This is a genomic window from Pseudomonas sp. VA159-2 (genome assembly GCF_024126635.1).
Lineage (GTDB): Bacteria > Pseudomonadota > Gammaproteobacteria > Pseudomonadales > Pseudomonadaceae > Aquipseudomonas > Aquipseudomonas muyukensis.
Genome location: NZ_JAMYBV010000007.1, coordinates 70,539 through 84,528, shown reverse-complemented (window position 1 = coordinate 84,528; position 13,990 = coordinate 70,539). Strand labels below are relative to the sequence as shown.

General features: G+C 62.1%; 16 protein-coding genes and 1 pseudogene. 7 read left to right on the top strand and 10 right to left on the bottom strand.

The annotated features are described in order from the left end of the window. Positions 1-221: 221 nt before the first annotated feature. From NJG22_RS09100 to NJG22_RS09085, 4 genes are all read left to right on the top strand, one after another. Positions 222-1,613, top strand: a complete 1,392-nt coding sequence (locus NJG22_RS09100) for a GntP family permease (protein WP_253093888.1) — start codon at positions 222-224, stop codon at positions 1,611-1,613. Between the two features lie 11 nt (positions 1,614-1,624). Beyond that, on the top strand, positions 1,625-2,395 hold the full coding sequence (hbdH, locus tag NJG22_RS09095; RefSeq protein WP_253093887.1) for a 3-hydroxybutyrate dehydrogenase: 771 nt from the start codon (positions 1,625-1,627) through the stop codon (positions 2,393-2,395). A gap of 81 nt (positions 2,396-2,476) precedes the next feature. Further along, positions 2,477-4,426: an acetoacetate--CoA ligase gene (locus tag NJG22_RS09090; RefSeq protein WP_253093886.1), complete on the top strand. Its 1,950-nt coding sequence runs from the start codon at positions 2,477-2,479 to the stop codon at positions 4,424-4,426. An 80-nt stretch (positions 4,427-4,506) separates the two neighbouring features. After that, on the top strand, positions 4,507-4,782 hold the full coding sequence (locus tag NJG22_RS09085; protein WP_133323846.1) for a peptidylprolyl isomerase: 276 nt from the start codon (positions 4,507-4,509) through the stop codon (positions 4,780-4,782). Here the strand turns inward: NJG22_RS09085 and NJG22_RS24555 are convergent. Together NJG22_RS24555 and NJG22_RS09070 are read right to left on the bottom strand one after the other, a co-directional pair. Beyond that, positions 4,770-5,894, bottom strand: coding sequence for a methyl-accepting chemotaxis protein (locus NJG22_RS24555; protein ID WP_366518790.1), 1,125 nt, complete (start codon positions 5,892-5,894; stop codon positions 4,770-4,772). The genes NJG22_RS09085 and NJG22_RS24555 overlap by 13 nt on opposite strands. Positions 5,895-6,020: 126 nt before the next feature. Then, positions 6,021-6,299, bottom strand: a pseudogene (locus tag NJG22_RS09070) (LysE family transporter); the annotation flags it as partial. A gap of 202 nt (positions 6,300-6,501) precedes the next feature. On the opposite strand from NJG22_RS09070, the gene NJG22_RS09065 reads away from it, so the two are divergent. Together NJG22_RS09065 and NJG22_RS09060 are read left to right on the top strand one after the other, a co-directional pair. After that, positions 6,502-7,179 (top strand): hypothetical protein, encoded by a 678-nt coding sequence (locus NJG22_RS09065; protein WP_253093885.1) that lies wholly within the window; start codon positions 6,502-6,504, stop codon positions 7,177-7,179. Continuing rightward, positions 7,176-7,616, top strand: coding sequence for a hypothetical protein (locus NJG22_RS09060; protein ID WP_253093884.1), 441 nt, complete (start codon positions 7,176-7,178; stop codon positions 7,614-7,616). Before NJG22_RS09065 ends, NJG22_RS09060 begins: the two co-directional genes overlap by 4 nt. A 197-nt stretch (positions 7,617-7,813) precedes the next feature. On the opposite strand, the gene umuC is transcribed toward NJG22_RS09060, so the two are convergent. Together umuC and NJG22_RS09050 are read right to left on the bottom strand one after the other, a co-directional pair. After that, entirely contained in the window at positions 7,814-9,085 is a 1,272-nt protein-coding gene (gene umuC / locus NJG22_RS09055; protein WP_253093883.1) for a translesion error-prone DNA polymerase V subunit UmuC, read from the bottom strand. Then, positions 9,075-9,503, bottom strand: a complete 429-nt coding sequence (locus NJG22_RS09050; RefSeq protein WP_253093881.1) for a LexA family transcriptional regulator — start codon at positions 9,501-9,503, stop codon at positions 9,075-9,077. The genes umuC and NJG22_RS09050 overlap by 11 nt, the downstream gene beginning before the upstream one ends. Positions 9,504-9,609: 106 nt before the next feature. Here NJG22_RS09050 and NJG22_RS09045 point away from each other — a divergent pair, with 106 nt between their 5' ends. Further along, on the top strand, positions 9,610-10,275 hold the full coding sequence (locus tag NJG22_RS09045) for an SOS response-associated peptidase family protein (protein ID WP_253093879.1): 666 nt from the start codon (positions 9,610-9,612) through the stop codon (positions 10,273-10,275). On the opposite strand, the gene NJG22_RS09040 is transcribed toward NJG22_RS09045, so the two are convergent. From NJG22_RS09040 to NJG22_RS09015, 6 genes are all read right to left on the bottom strand, one after another. Continuing rightward, entirely contained in the window at positions 10,269-10,457 is a 189-nt protein-coding gene (locus NJG22_RS09040; protein ID WP_253094100.1) for a hypothetical protein, read from the bottom strand. The genes NJG22_RS09045 and NJG22_RS09040 overlap by 7 nt on opposite strands. A 90-nt stretch (positions 10,458-10,547) precedes the next feature. After that, complete coding sequence (locus tag NJG22_RS09035; RefSeq protein WP_253093877.1) at positions 10,548-10,739, bottom strand: hypothetical protein; 192 nt, start codon at positions 10,737-10,739, stop codon at positions 10,548-10,550. Between the two features lie 82 nt (positions 10,740-10,821). Then, positions 10,822-11,616 (bottom strand): DNA adenine methylase, encoded by a 795-nt coding sequence (locus tag NJG22_RS09030; protein ID WP_253093875.1) that lies wholly within the window; start codon positions 11,614-11,616, stop codon positions 10,822-10,824. A 152-nt stretch (positions 11,617-11,768) separates the two neighbouring features. Next, entirely contained in the window at positions 11,769-12,311 is a 543-nt protein-coding gene (locus tag NJG22_RS09025) for a lysis system i-spanin subunit Rz (protein ID WP_253093874.1), read from the bottom strand. Beyond that, positions 12,311-12,862, bottom strand: a complete 552-nt coding sequence (locus NJG22_RS09020; RefSeq protein ID WP_253093872.1) for a glycoside hydrolase family 19 protein — start codon at positions 12,860-12,862, stop codon at positions 12,311-12,313. The genes NJG22_RS09025 and NJG22_RS09020 overlap by 1 nt, the downstream gene beginning before the upstream one ends. 23 nt (positions 12,863-12,885) lie before the next feature. Next, positions 12,886-13,938 (bottom strand): contractile injection system protein, VgrG/Pvc8 family, encoded by a 1,053-nt coding sequence (locus NJG22_RS09015; RefSeq protein WP_253093870.1) that lies wholly within the window; start codon positions 13,936-13,938, stop codon positions 12,886-12,888. Between the last annotated feature and the right edge of the window lie 52 nt (positions 13,939-13,990).

Below are 13,990 nucleotides of genomic sequence, written 5' to 3'. Positions count from 1 at the left end.
GAGCCGGCTTGCCGGCGAACCAGACGACGCGGTGGATGGCACCGGCTATGCCGGTGTTCGCCGGCAAGCCGGCTCCTACAGGGGATAGACGAACGTCTCAAGATCGAGACAAATTCTCTAAACATCAAATAGTTATTCAATAAAATCAATTAGTTACACCGATGGCACGAATATCGCTAACAGCCAATCCAACCATAACAACAACAGTTGGAGACCCCTCGATGACCGTGCTCATCGCCCTCGCCGCCCTGGCCCTGCTGATGGTCGCCGCCTACCGCGGCTACAGTGTCATCCTCTTCGCCCCCATTGCCGCCCTGGGCGCGGTGCTGCTCACCGACCCCGCCGCCGTGGCCCCAGCCTTCACCGGGGTGTTCATGGAAAAAATGGTCGGTTTCATCAAGCTGTACTTCCCGGTGTTCCTGCTCGGCGCGGTGTTCGGCAAGCTGATCGAGCTGTCGGGCTTCTCCCGTTCCATCGTCGCCGCCGCCATCGGCCTGCTCGGCACCCGCCAGGCGATGCTGGTGATCGTGCTGGTGTGTGCCCTGCTCACCTACGGCGGCGTTTCGCTGTTCGTGGTGGTGTTCGCGGTGTACCCGTTCGCCGCCGAGATGTTCCGCCAGAGCGACATCCCCAAGCGGCTGATCCCGGCAACCATCGCCCTGGGCGCGTTCTCCTTCACCATGGACGCCCTGCCCGGCACCCCGCAAATCCAGAACATCATCCCCAGCAGCTTTTTCAACACCACCGCCTGGGCCGCGCCCTGGCTGGGGTTGATCGGCACGCTGTTCGTGTTCTGCGCCGGCATGCTCTACCTGCAGCGCCAGCGCAACAAGGCCCAGCGCGCCGGCGAAGGCTACGGCAGTAACCTGCGCAACGAACCGCAGACCGCCGACGACATCGTGCTGCCCAACCCTTGGCTGGCCCTGGCGCCGCTGATCCTGGTGGGGGTGATGAACCTGTTGTTCACCCACTGGATCCCGCAGTGGTATGGCGCCAACCACACCCTGCAACTGCCGGGCATGGCCGCGCCGGTGCAAAGCGATGTGGCCAAGCTCACGGCGATCTGGGCGGTGCAGGCGGCCTTGCTGGTGGGCATCCTGATGGTCCTGGTGTGCGCCTTCGGCACCCTTCGCCAGCGCCTGGCCGAAGGTAGCAAAAGCGCCGTGAGCGGCGCCCTGCTGGCGGCGATGAATACCGCCTCGGAATATGGTTTTGGCGCGGTCATCGCCTCGCTACCGGGCTTCCTGGTCCTGGCCGACGCCTTGCGCGGTATTCCCAACCCGCTGGTAAATGAAGCCATTACCGTCACCCTGCTGGCCGGCATTACCGGCTCCGCCTCCGGTGGCATGAGCATTGCCTTGGCGGCCATGAGCGATAGCTTCATCGCCGCCGCCAACGCGGCGAACATCCCGCTGGAGGTACTGCATCGGGTCGCGGCCATGGCCAGCGGCGGCATGGACACCCTGCCGCACAACGGCGCGGTGATCACCCTGCTGGCAGTGACCGGGCTGACCCACCGCGAGGCCTACAAGGACATTTTCGGTATTACCCTGATCAAGACCCTGGCCGTGTTCGTGGTCATCGCCACGTTCTACGCCACCGGCATCGTCTGAAGGAGAACGGCATGACGCTCAAAGGCAAGACCGCACTGGTCACCGGTTCCACCAGTGGCATCGGCCTGGGGATCGCCCAGGTGCTCGCCGAGGCCGGCGCGAACATCCTGCTCAACGGCTTCGGCGACCCGGCATCGGCCATCGCCGAAATCGCCCGCCACGGGGTGAAAGTCGCCCATCATCCCGCCGACCTGTCCGATGTCGCGCAGATCGAACAGATGTTCGCCATGGCCGAGCGTGAATTCGGCGCGGTGGACATCCTGGTCAACAACGCCGGCATCCAACATGTGGCGCCGGTCGAACAGTTCCCGGTCGAGGCCTGGGACAAGATCATTGCGTTGAACCTGTCGGCGGTGTTCCATGGCAGCCGCCTGGCCCTGCCGGGTATGCGGGCACGTGGCTGGGGGCGGATCATCAATATCGCCTCGGTGCACGGGCTGGTCGGCTCCACCGGCAAGGCCGCCTATGTCGCGGCCAAGCACGGCGTAATCGGCCTGACCAAGGTGATCGGCCTGGAGACCGCCACCAGCAATGTCACCTGCAACGCCATCTGCCCCGGCTGGGTGCTGACCCCCTTGGTACAGAAACAGATCGATGACCGCGCGGCCAACGGTGGCGATCCGTTGCAAGCGCAACACGACCTGCTGGCAGAGAAGCAACCGTCGCTGGCCTTCGTCACCCCTGGCCATCTTGGCGAGCTGGCGCTGTTCCTGTGCAGCGAGGCCGGCAGCCAGGTGCGCGGCGCAGCCTGGAACGTCGATGGCGGTTGGCTGGCGCAGTGAAACGGCTAGAGTGAAAGGAAGGATGGCACCGGCCTTGGCCGGCGCCCACCTGCGGTCACCCTACCTTTGAGGGTTCCTGATATGCACGACGTACTCTGGCGTCCCACCACCCGCCAGATCGAAGCCAGCCGGATGGACGCCTTCCGCCGCTGGGTCAACTTGCGTTTCAACCTGCAACTGGGCGACTACCCCGCCTTGCATCGCTGGAGCATCGAGCAGCGCGCGCCGTTCTGGCAGGCCCTGGCCGAATACTTCCAGGTACGCTGGCATGCCCCGCCCAGCAGCACCCTGGTGGAAGGCCCGCAGATGAGCGACGCGCGCTGGTTCACGGGTGCCACCCTGAATTTTGCCGAGCACCTGCTGCAACGTCGCGACGACCGCCCCGCCGTGGTCGCCGTCGGCGAGGATGGCAGCCGCCACAGCCTCACCCACAACCAGCTGGCCGCCCAAGTGGCCGGGCTGCAACAGGCCCTGCGCCAGCTCGGCATCCAGCCCGGCGATCGCATTGCGGCAGTAATGCCCAACACCTGGCAGACCCTGGTCGCCATGCTCGCCGCCAGCAGCCTTGGGGCGGTGTGGTCCAGCTGCTCGCCGGAGTTCGGCGCCCACGCCATCATCGACCGTTTCAGCCAGATCGCGCCGCGGCTGTTGATCGCCTGCGCCGGCTACCCGTACGCCGGCAAGACCTTCGACCAGGTCGACACGCTCAACCAGGTACTCGCCCAGTTGCCGCAACTGCAGCACCTGCTGGTGCTGCCGCACAGCCGCGCCGCCACCCGTGCCGATGAATTCGGCCCGGTGCCGACCACGCTGTGGGCCGACTTCTTCCAGCCCGGCGGCAGCCCGACCTTCACCGCCCTGCCCTTCGACCACCCGCTGTATATCCTCTATTCCAGCGGCACCACCGGCGTGCCCAAGTGCATCGTCCACCGTGCCGGCGGCGTGCTGTTGCAGCACCTCAAGGAGCACGGCCTGCACAACGACCTGAAGGCCGACGAGGTGTTGTTCTACTACACCACCTGTGGCTGGATGATGTGGAACTGGCTGGTGAGTGGCCTGGCGCTGGGCGCCACCCTGGTGCTGTACGATGGCTCGCCGTTGCACCCTGGGCCCGAGCGCCTGGTGGACCTGATCGACGCCGAAGGCATCCACGCCTTCGGCACCAGCCCCAAGTACCTGGCGGCGCTGGAGCAGGCCGGGGTCAAGCCGGCCAGCTCCCATCGGCTGGACAGCCTGCGGCTGATACTGTCCACCGGCTCGCCGCTGTCGCCCCACAGCTACGACTATGTATACCGCCAGTTCAAGGCCGACCTGTGCCTGGCGTCGATGTCCGGGGGGACCGATATCGTCGCCTGCTTCGTGCTCGGCAACCCGTTGCTGGCGGTGCGCCGTGGTGAAATCGCCGGCAAGGGCCTGGGCATGGCGGTGCAGGTGTGGAACGAGCAGGGCCAGCCGGTCACCGGCGAGAAAGGCGAACTGGTGTGCATCCATCCCTTCCCCTCGATGCCCTTGGGCTTCTGGGGCGACCACGATGGCAGCCGCTATCACCAGGCGTACTTCAGCCAGTTCGAGGGGGTCTGGTGCCAGGGCGACTATGCCGAGCAACTGCCGACAGGCGGCCTGGTCATCCATGGCCGCTCCGATGCCGTGCTCAACCCGGGCGGCGTGCGCATCGGCACGGCGGAGATCTACCGGCAGGTGGAGAAGGTCGAGCAAGTGCTGGAAAGCGTGGCCATCGCTCAGGATTGGCAAGGCGACGTGCGCGTGGTGCTGTTCGTGCGCCTGGTTGACGGGCTGCAGCTGGACGACGCGCTGCGCCAGCGCATTCGCCAGGTGATCCGCCAGTTCGCCACGCCGCGCCATGTGCCGGCGGTGATCGCCCAGGTCAGCGACATCCCCCGTACCCTCAGCGGCAAGCTGGTGGAGCTGGCGATCCGCAATGTGGTGCACGGCTTACCGGTGAAGAACACCGACGCGCTGGCCAACCCCGAGGCGCTGGAGCAGTTTCGCGACCGTCCGGAACTGCGCTGAGCCGATCGCCAGCGCGCTTGCGCTTGCACCCCGACGCGGCATAATGGCGCCCTTTTTGCGCCGAAACACAGGTACCCACCATGAAAGCCCAAGCCCGCCACATCCTGGTCAAGACCGCTGAAGAGGCCGAGAAACTCAAGCAGCGCATCGCCAACGGCGAGGCCTTCGACGTGCTGGCGAAGAAGTTCTCCACCTGCCCGTCTGGCAAGCGCGGCGGCGACCTGGGCGAGGTGCGCCCGGGGCAGATGGTCGGCGCCATCGACCAGGTGATCTTCAAGAAGCCCCTGCGCGTGGTGCACGGCCCGATCAAGAGCAAGTTCGGTTACCACCTGGTACAGACCTTCTACCGCGACTGAGCCCGCCGCTGCAGCAGGGCCGGCGCTTGCTCGCCGCTGGCCACCACCCGTTCCAGCCCCTCCTGCACCCCCAGGCTGGCGCGCTCCATGTCGGCCACGGCCTTGAGCATGGCCGCGGTATCCCCCGCCACATGGGCATGGAGCGCATCGAATGCACCACGGTGCACGGCTGCGTGGGGCGCGTCGATCTCCGGGTAGCCGGCCAGGTGGGCATAGTGCCGGGCGCCATCGCCCTCGCGGTACCACTTGCCCAGGCGGCAGCCGGTGTGGTCGGTGAAGTCCGCCAGCCCCTCCTGCGATACCCCGAACAACACCTTGTACACGCGAAACTTGTAGAGCAGGTGATCGAGCTTGGCCAGCTCGCAGAAACTGCGCAGCGCCGACACCGATGCCGAGCTTTCCGCCACCGTCGACATGTCCAGCAACTGGCGCATGGTGCTGGCCGCGGACTGGCCCACGGCACTGTAGGACGACGACTGTTCGGCCAGGCTGGCAATGTGGCCGCGGCTTTGCGCACTGTCGGCACGAATCGCCGAGACCAGCGTGCCGATTTCGGCGGTGGCGTCGGCCGTACGCCGGGCCAGGGTCCGGACTTCGTCGGCCACCACGGCAAAACCGCGCCCGGCATCACCGGCCCGCGCCGCCTCGATGGCCGCGTTCAGGGCGAGCAGGTTGGTCTGGTCCGCCACCTCGCGGATGATTTCCAGCACACCGCCAACCTGCTGGGCCTGGTGGTCGAGCTTGCCCACCTTTTCCGATGCCTCGCCAGAAGCATCGGCCAGTTGCTCGAGGTTGTCGGCGATCGCATCGATGCTGCTCTGGTTGTTGCTGGCGATGCCCTGGATGCGAATGGCGTACTCGCGCTCCTGCTCCATGCTGTGGGCCAGGCTGGCGAACGAGGTCTGGGTCATTTCCAGGGACTGCGAGAACGCCGACAGGTTGCCCGCCAGACGGGTGAGCACCTGGTTCTCCTGCGACAACAGGGTGGCCTGCGCCTCGGCGGCGGCGGCACGCCGTTGCGCTTCGGCCAGTTGCTCGCGCACCTGTTGCAAGGCGTTGTTCAGGTCGTTGATGTGCCTATCCTGCTGGCCTGCTTTGTTCCACCACTTCACACTTGGCTCCTGGGACACGCCCACCGCTTGATGCCCGACACCGCTGCGGGCATTGACCGGTAAAGCTCCCAGCATCCGGGCAACGGCACAAGCATCACCTGGCGGTTAAAACAGCGGATCAGCCCGTCAGCGGCGCGCGGCCAACAGGCCCAGGCCCGCGCAGCCCAGCAACGAAGCGCTGACCCGGTTGAACAGCCGGCGCGGCCCGGGCCGCTCGAACCAGCGTTGCAGGTAGGCCCCGAGCCCGGCATAGATGGCAATGGCCGCCCACTCCAGCAGTAGGAACAACGCGCCCAGTTGCAGGAACTGCTCGCCGACCGGGACGGTGCTGCCCACCGCGACGAACTGCGGCAGGAATGCGGTGAAGATCAGGATGGCCTTTGGGTTGCCTAACGACACAGAATATATACTATATTCTCCACTAACCTTCCCTCTTTTTAGCGAGATAGTCTTCGAGCTGTCAATACTCGGCATTCGGCTTTACGTCTTGGTTCGAACACCGTGGCAATCAGCAGTTTTGCGTTTCTGTAACGCCCTTTCAATCAAAGAGAAGACATGGCAATCTGCCCTTCCTCCCCAACTAGACGAACAACCTCCGAGGGAAATTATGGATGACTTTTTCTCTGCTAGCGCAATGACCATATTATTGTCTTTTATTTTAATCGTCACGGCAATCTTCGCTTATGTACGCGCATCAAGAAGCGAGGAGAATGAAAATCTTTTTTTAAAACTGTTAAACCCCGAAAACAACAAAGAAATTTTTAAGTTATACAAAGAATTTTTCTTAAGGTCGGGAGCCGTATCAGCAATATTTTTCCTCCCTTTCTTTGCTTTCAACCTGAGCCTAGCGAAGACTGTCATTCAATTACTTGAGGGGGATAGCACAACAAGTGAAGCCCAAGCAAAATCCAATACCATTGTTGGATTAATGTTAATCGAAAAAATGCAAAAATCTTCATTGATCCTCCTCTTTCTTTTCTCGGCAGTTCTGGTTGATCTTAGTATTGATAAACTTTTTGGTCTTGGATCAAATGGCTATGTGACAATTCTTGCCGCTGGGCTTTGGTCATTAATCCTCCTTGATCACAAAATCATCGAATATCGAATTCGTAAAGGTTGGTATGGGAGAAATGAATTCGAGACACGAGAAATTATTCACTTCGCTCTAAGTCACGCCAACAAAGATGACTTCAACGATCAAGGAGGACTAAAGAAAATCGTTCCTCTTCCTGAAATTCCCGAACCTGAGATTGCCCCAAGCAAGGCATGGGGAACCCAAGCATGAATCAAGATAACACCACAGAATTCATTCGCAGAGCGCTAAATATTCTTTTCGTGTCAAACCCCAAGGGAACCAGCCTAGGGATACTGGTAGGAGTAGTCCTTCATGGTATATTTGGAATTTTCTCCCCCATATTAAAAACTTTCGAACTTCTAAACTTCTCTAGCTTGAAACTATGGCATTTTATTGGCTTGGGGGTTACCGCAACCAATATAGCGCCATATTTAAAAAGGCACGAAGTAGACCCCACCATTCAATCCGCTCTAGAATACATCAAGCAACAGCTAGCCGAAGGAAACATAGCTGAGTGGCAAGCAAAAAAAATGTACATCACCCTTCTGGAAAAAGTCATCGCAACTGTTGCACTTGAACACGAAGCGGCGGCGCAGGCTCAAAAACTAAACTCAATAACTCAGCCAGATAAAGAACCCCATAATTGATCAGCACCAACCTCCTCAGAGTATAGTATCTCCATGTGTCAGACATTGTGCTGGAGAGTTTAGAATACAAAGCGCCCAGCCCTTACATAAAAGCCTTGGGCGCTTTTTTAACCGCTGACGAAGTTCCAAAAGGGCATAGAGGGACATAGGATGGCGCTCAGCTTGCCCATTTTTGCCCCATGATCTGGGCTGCCCTTCTACCGGACTCGCCATAGCTGATCGATCCGCGTGGTGTACGAACGACTCATCATCTCGCGCCGCATCCCCCAGTCAGGGGTGTAGGGGACGCTGGCCGTGCGCATCGTTCCTCGGCCGTACTTGCCGTTGATTTCGTCCAGCATCGACATCAGTCGATCGCAAGCCGCCGGCTGCGTCACTGCGAACAGATCATCACTGAACTCCCCCGGCTGCCGCAGATCCATCAGCAGAACCTCGGCCTTGCTATAGCGGAAACCCAAGCGGTAGACCTGCGCCGCCGCTTCGGTGGCGGCCCTGGTGAGCAGCATCGTGTCGTTGGTTGGATATGGCAGCTCGACCAAGGCGCCCTTGGCATACTTGGCTTCGTCCGGGTTGAACATCCCGGTACGGATGCTGACCCGCATGCGCTTGCATACCGATCCCTGGGCGCGCAGCTTCTCCGCCGCTCGCGCCGTGTAGGTGGCCACCGCCTGCTTGATCGGTGCCAACTCCATCAGCCGCTTGCCAAACATCCGACTGCAGCAGATCTCCTGCTTCGGCGGGTCAGCCTCATCTAGCTCGAGGCAAGGCGTGCCGGCGAGCTCGCGCGCGGTCTTCTCCACCACCACGCTGAATTTGTCGCGCAACATCCGCGGATCTGCCTTCGCCAGGTCCATGGCCATGCGGATGCCCATCGCCTCGAGGTGTGCCGTCATCCGTCGGCCAATGCCCCAGACCTCCTTCACCTCAGTGTTGCGCAGCACCCAATCGCGCTTGAAGTCATCAGTGATATCGACCACCCCGCCCGTATGCGCCTGCAGGCGCTTGGCCGTGTGGTTGGCGAGCTTTGCCAGGGTCTTGGTGCGGGCGATCCCCACACCGACGGGGATGCCGGTACAGCGCAGCACCTTGGCACGCACCTCCCGGCCGAACTGGGTCAGGCTCCCCTGCACGCCGGTAAGGTCAGCGAAGCATTCATCGATCGAGTAGACCTCGGCCGCGGGCACCATCGACTCGATCAGCGACATGACCCGCTCACTCATGTCGCCATACAGCGCATAGTTGGACGAGAACGCCACGATGCCATGCCGACGCAGCTTCTCCTTGGCCTGGAAATAGGGTTCACCCATCTTCACGTAGGGCTTTGCATCATACGACCTGGCGATCACACAACCGTCGTTGTTGCTCAACACCACGATGGGGGTCTTTGCCAGATCCGGCCGGAACACGCGTTCGCAGCTCGCGTAGAACGAGTTGCAGTCGATCAGCGCGAACACCTGGTCACTGGGCATGATCGCGCACGCTGTAGCGAACCACACCCCAGATGACCAGGTCGTCGCCCTCCATGACGTGCCGCGGTGGGTAGGCGGGATTCTCTGATTGCAGGATCAGCACCCCATTGCGCCGGTACAGGCGCTTGCAGACGGGCTCGGCGTTGATCGCGGCAATCACGATATCGCCATGCTCGGCTTCGGTGCTGCGGTCTACGATGAGAAGATCGCCGGAGTAAATTCCGGCTCCCTGCATGCTGTCACCCTCCACCTGAACCAGGTACACGTGCGGGGCACGCAGGTCGAACAGCTCGTCCAGGGAGATATGGCGCTCCAGATGATCCGCCGCCGGCGAAGGAAAACCCGCCGGTACACGGAACGCATATACCGGCAACAACGCAGGACCGCCTGTTGGCGTTCCGAGGAAAGTGATGGTCATGGCAGATCAACCCAAATGAATAGCTGTATATTCATACAGTAAACTGTGAGAATGTTCCGCCGTCAACGTGCGGAGGCGATGTCGCCGACAAACGAGCGAGGTGTTTATGTGCGGGAGGCTAAGTCAGTACCGCGGAATTCACGACTTTGTGGACACCCTGAGCATGTCAGAGGCCTGGCGCAACAACGTTGGCGACCAGGCCTTAGGCCGGTACAACGTCGCACCCACGACCAACGTGGCGGTGCTTCGGGTAGATGATGCAGGCCCGCGCGCGGACCTGGTGAGGTGGGGATGGCGGCCACACTGGGCGACCGACCGTGCCGCGCCGATCAACGCAAGAGTCGAAAAGGTGGCGCACGGACCCTTCTTCAGGGCTATCTGGCCGCACCGGGCAATTACGCCGGTGGACGGCTGGTTCGAATGGGTTGATGAAGGCGGGCCGAAGAAACAGCCCTACTACATCCGCCGACGTGATCAGCGCCCCGCCCTGTGCGCCTCCATTGGCCAGTTCACCGGGAACGAACACGACGGGTTCGTGATCATCACCGCCGATGCCCAGGGCGGGCTGGTCGACGTGCACGACCGCCGGCCAGTAGTGCTGCCGCCTGATCTAGCAATCGAGTGGGTCGCGGCCGGCATGCCCAGCGAGCATGCCGAACAGATTGTGCTGAACCTGGGGGAGCCGGCCGAGGCTTTCGAGTGGTATCGCGTGGGCACCGCCGTGGGCAACGTGCGGAACCAGGGCCCACATTTGATAGAGCCCGCTCAGTGACGGACCAGAGGCTGGTGTCCAAGCGAGTAAAGCTCGTAGTCGGTAACAGCCTGGAACGCTGATTCAGCGATGAGCCGGAGGCGGGCTACCTCTTCAGCCGGAGCGCCGGTAGCTTCGGCGTTGTGGTAGGTGCGCAAAGCCGCGATAGCCTCGCGAATCAGCGGCTCGCCCGCACTTATCATTCCTTCGATGGTTCGCTTCACAGCTCTATCCTGATGGTTTGACCAGCGCATTATAGGACGCTTCGCGGAGATGACCGGCTCAGTGGTGGATCAGAGGCTCTTGGCCGCTTTCTGGAACTCCGACACAGCGTGGCACGCTAAATCCGCCGCTCGCCGCAAACGCTCTATCTCTCCGGCCGTAGCACCGCCATCCTTTGCGTCGTGGTAAGCATGCAAGGCCTCCAGCGCTGAACGTATGATCGGCTCACCAACAGCCACCACCTCATCGCTCACGTGCTTCACGATCGCGTTCCTCCTGGCAGCAGGGAACGACCAGTATAGTGCGACCGAAGCACCCGGCGATGAGCGGTGACCACCGGTTCACTTAGAAGAGCTGCCCCAACTGCGCCGGCTCCCAATTCAGGATCACCAGCTCGCCAGTCAAGTCCGCCTGGCCGTACCGCTGATTCGCCGTGGTGTAGCGGATATCCAGGCGCTCCGTGTGGAACCCATCGAACGCCCGTCGGATGTCCGGGTGGTCATTTATACTGACCATCACCTTGCCCTTGCAGCGGCGCATGAAGTCGGCCATCCGCTCGTACTCCTCGAACGGGAAGTCGACGCCGTAGCCGGCGGTCTGCCAGTAAGGCGGGTCCATGTAGAAGAACGTGTGCGCTCGGTCGTAGCGCTCGGCGCAATCCTGCCAGGAGAGGTTTTCGACGTAGGTGCCGGCCAGGCGCTGCCATGCGGCCGAGAGGTTCTCCTCGATGCGCAGCAGATTGATAGCCGGCCCCGTGGTGGCGGTACCGAACGTCTGCCCTGTGACCTTGCCGCCAAAGGCGTGCTGCTGCAGGTAGAAGAACCGCGCGGCGCGCTGGATGTCCGTGAGCGTCTCAGGGCGGGTCATCTTCTGCCACTCGAAGATCTGGCGGGAGCTGAGCGCCCACTTGAACTGGCGGACGAACTCCTCGAGGTGGTTCTGCACCACCCTGTAGAGCGTCACTAGATCGCCGTTGAGATCGTTGAGCACCTCAACCGGTGCAGCCTGAGGGCGCATGAAGTACAACGCGGCACCGCCTGCGAAGACTTCGACATAGCATTCATGAGGGGGAAAGAGGGGGATCAAGCGGTCGGCCAGGCGGCGTTTGCCACCCATCCAGGGGATGATTGGAAAGGTCATAGGTGTGCAAGTCTTTACTGTATGAATAAACAGGTGTTAGGCTCGCCGCGCTTTGTGCACAAGGCAGGGGCCACGGCTGGACTTGCAGGAAGGGTCTGCGGGTTCGGCGGGCCGGGCTGGATGTTGGCGCATCCGCCCGGCTCGCCTCTTTACTACTTCGTGACTTCGCGCACGTAGGCCTGACAGGCCTTGAGCGCGATCAATCCTCGATCGCCTTCGTCGGTGATGGCGACAATTCGTCGAGCATGCGCCGGGTCAAGTTGGGCGCGTAGGGCTCCATCCACCACGCCTCCGGTGCCGGCGGGCGCTCGCCCCCCACCGCCACAACCCTGGGCGGCAACGGATCCGGCGTCGACCAGGACTGACAACCGCAGATCAGCAGTAGCAAGCCGGTCGCGCAGGCGAGCCTGAGCTTGTTGGGCATCGTTCATCTCCTTCCAGTGTGTTTTGTCCTGCAGCTGCAGGCGATCTTCCAGATCTCGCCGGGCCGCCTGCTGGATCTGCAGCTGATCAAGGGCAGCGCCGGCAGCGGCTTCTCGCTCACGGCCGTGCGCCTGGTCCTGCTGGGCAAGCTGTCGCTCATACCCCGCTGCTTGCTTCTCCAGCTCGTCGGCCTGCCACTCCCAGGCGAGACGCGCACCCACCGCAGCGCCGAACAGAAACGACAGCAGCACCCACCGCCCACCGAGCGACATCAGATCAGCACCTGCTCGGCGCGCTTGTAGATCACCAAGCGATCCTCCAGGCCATTCAGGCCGCCGTTGATACGGCGCGTGATCGCCTCGAACGACGCCGGCCCCTTGTCGGCCAGCGAATTAAGGCCAGCCTGGTGCCAGAACCACCCCGCCGAGTCCGCGGCATGCTCGGGGCGCTCGAGCAGCTCCGGGTGCTTGAGCAGATCCAGGCCCAGGGCCTCGCCGCAGCGCTGGTAATTGTCATGGCCAGTCACCTGGATCAGGCCCCGGCCGCGGTACCGCTGGCCATCACCGTCGGCCTCGGGTGTGTTGCCCAAGCGGGCAGCGAGCTTGCCGGTGTCGTACTTGGCCAGGTATTGGTCGCTACCCAGTTCGCGGACGTAGCGCAATTGGCCCGATTCATGTCCGACCTGGGCGAGGAAGGCACGCTTACGCAGCGGGGTGACGATGCCCCACTTCACCATCGCGGCATTCAGCGCGGGAAGAAAAACGCCGGCTTGAGTGCCGGCGCTGGGGAGGATCTGCTGCAGCTGCTTGAGGGTGACAGTCATCTTGAATCTCCTGAGCTGGCCATTCAGGCCGGTTTAACGTCGACCACCTTCAGTGGCTGTTTGGCTTTCTTTTTCTTGCCCTTGGCTTTCGCCTTGCCCTTCTTGCCGCCGTTGCACTCAACGGCGGTGGACCAACCACCGGCATCGAATGTCTGCTCGACACTGTCGACCAGGTACTGGCCGTCTAGCCCAACCTTGAAGCCCTGGGCGTTGATCAACCTTTCAGCGAAGAGATCGGTTCGCCCGGGCATCTGCAGGCGCACGCCGGCCGTGCTGCGGTTGAACGCTGCGAGCTTGGCTTTTGCCGCCTGCTGGGCAGCCGATTTGTTGGGGTAGATGTGCCGGTCGGTGTGCACGCCTGGCAGGCCGGAGGGTGCGTCATCGTTACCCAGCTCGACCACCGCGAGCTTTCCGGTCTTCTTGTCCTGATGCGTGGTCTTCACCGCCTTCTGCGCGTTGCGGTCGCCAAGGCGAAACTGCCAACGGCTGAGATCCGCCGGGGTGATGGTGATGGCGCCGAACGCCTTACCGCTGGCACTTAAACTGGCTTCGCGCGGCATGACCAGCAGCTTGCCGTCACCGACTTTCGCGGTGCAGTCATACTGCTTGGCCAGCCGCGTGATGAAGTTGAAGTCCGACTCGTTGCGTTGGTCGACCCGATCCACCTTCGTCTGCACTGGGCAAACCGGTGCCCAGCCGTTGCGCGCCGCGATGTCGCGCACGATCTGCGACAGCGGTACTGCCTCCCAGCTGCCGCTGCGGATCGTCTTGCCGCTACCACGCATATCGCTGGCCTTGCCCCTGATGACGATGGTGCTCGGCGGGCCGGAGACCTCGATCTCGTCGACGGTATAGCGGCCAAGCCGTGCCAGCGCCTGGCCGGCGTAGCCGAGGAAGATCTCGATGCCGGCGCCCCGCGCGGGCAATGACACTGCGGCGTCCCGATCATCGATCCGCAGCTCGAACTCGTCGGAGTCCATACCGGGCTTGTCGGTGGTTCTCAGCAGCAGCAAGCGGTCGTTGATCAACCGCGTGATGTCGTTGCCGTCAGCAACGATACGAAACGTAGGCTGCATAGCCCCTCCAGAAATGAAAAGCCCCGCACTGGGCGGGGCTCGTTATGTCGCA

Coding starts and splice junctions, on each gene's coding strand:
- NJG22_RS09030 (WP_253093875.1), bottom strand. CDS start 11,616: ATGACCTTTCCAATCATCCCCTGGATGGGTGGCAAACGCCGCCTGGCC.
- NJG22_RS09090 (WP_253093886.1), top strand. CDS start 2,477: ATGCACGACGTACTCTGGCGTCCCACCACCCGCCAGATCGAAGCCAGC.
- NJG22_RS09015 (WP_253093870.1), bottom strand. CDS start 13,938: ATGCAGCCTACGTTTCGTATCGTTGCTGACGGCAACGACATCACGCGG.
- NJG22_RS09040 (WP_253094100.1), bottom strand. CDS start 10,457: ATGATAAGTGCGGGCGAGCCGCTGATTCGCGAGGCTATCGCGGCTTTG.
- NJG22_RS09100 (WP_253093888.1), top strand. CDS start 222: ATGACCGTGCTCATCGCCCTCGCCGCCCTGGCCCTGCTGATGGTCGCC.
- NJG22_RS09020 (WP_253093872.1), bottom strand. CDS start 12,862: ATGACTGTCACCCTCAAGCAGCTGCAGCAGATCCTCCCCAGCGCCGGC.
- NJG22_RS09025 (WP_253093874.1), bottom strand. CDS start 12,311: ATGTCGCTCGGTGGGCGGTGGGTGCTGCTGTCGTTTCTGTTCGGCGCT.
- NJG22_RS09065 (WP_253093885.1), top strand. CDS start 6,502: ATGGATGACTTTTTCTCTGCTAGCGCAATGACCATATTATTGTCTTTT.
- umuC (WP_253093883.1), bottom strand. CDS start 9,085: ATGCCCAGTGACCAGGTGTTCGCGCTGATCGACTGCAACTCGTTCTAC.
- hbdH (WP_253093887.1), top strand. CDS start 1,625: ATGACGCTCAAAGGCAAGACCGCACTGGTCACCGGTTCCACCAGTGGC.
- NJG22_RS09050 (WP_253093881.1), bottom strand. CDS start 9,503: ATGACCATCACTTTCCTCGGAACGCCAACAGGCGGTCCTGCGTTGTTG.
- NJG22_RS09060 (WP_253093884.1), top strand. CDS start 7,176: ATGAATCAAGATAACACCACAGAATTCATTCGCAGAGCGCTAAATATT.
- NJG22_RS09045 (WP_253093879.1), top strand. CDS start 9,610: ATGTGCGGGAGGCTAAGTCAGTACCGCGGAATTCACGACTTTGTGGAC.
- NJG22_RS09085 (WP_133323846.1), top strand. CDS start 4,507: ATGAAAGCCCAAGCCCGCCACATCCTGGTCAAGACCGCTGAAGAGGCC.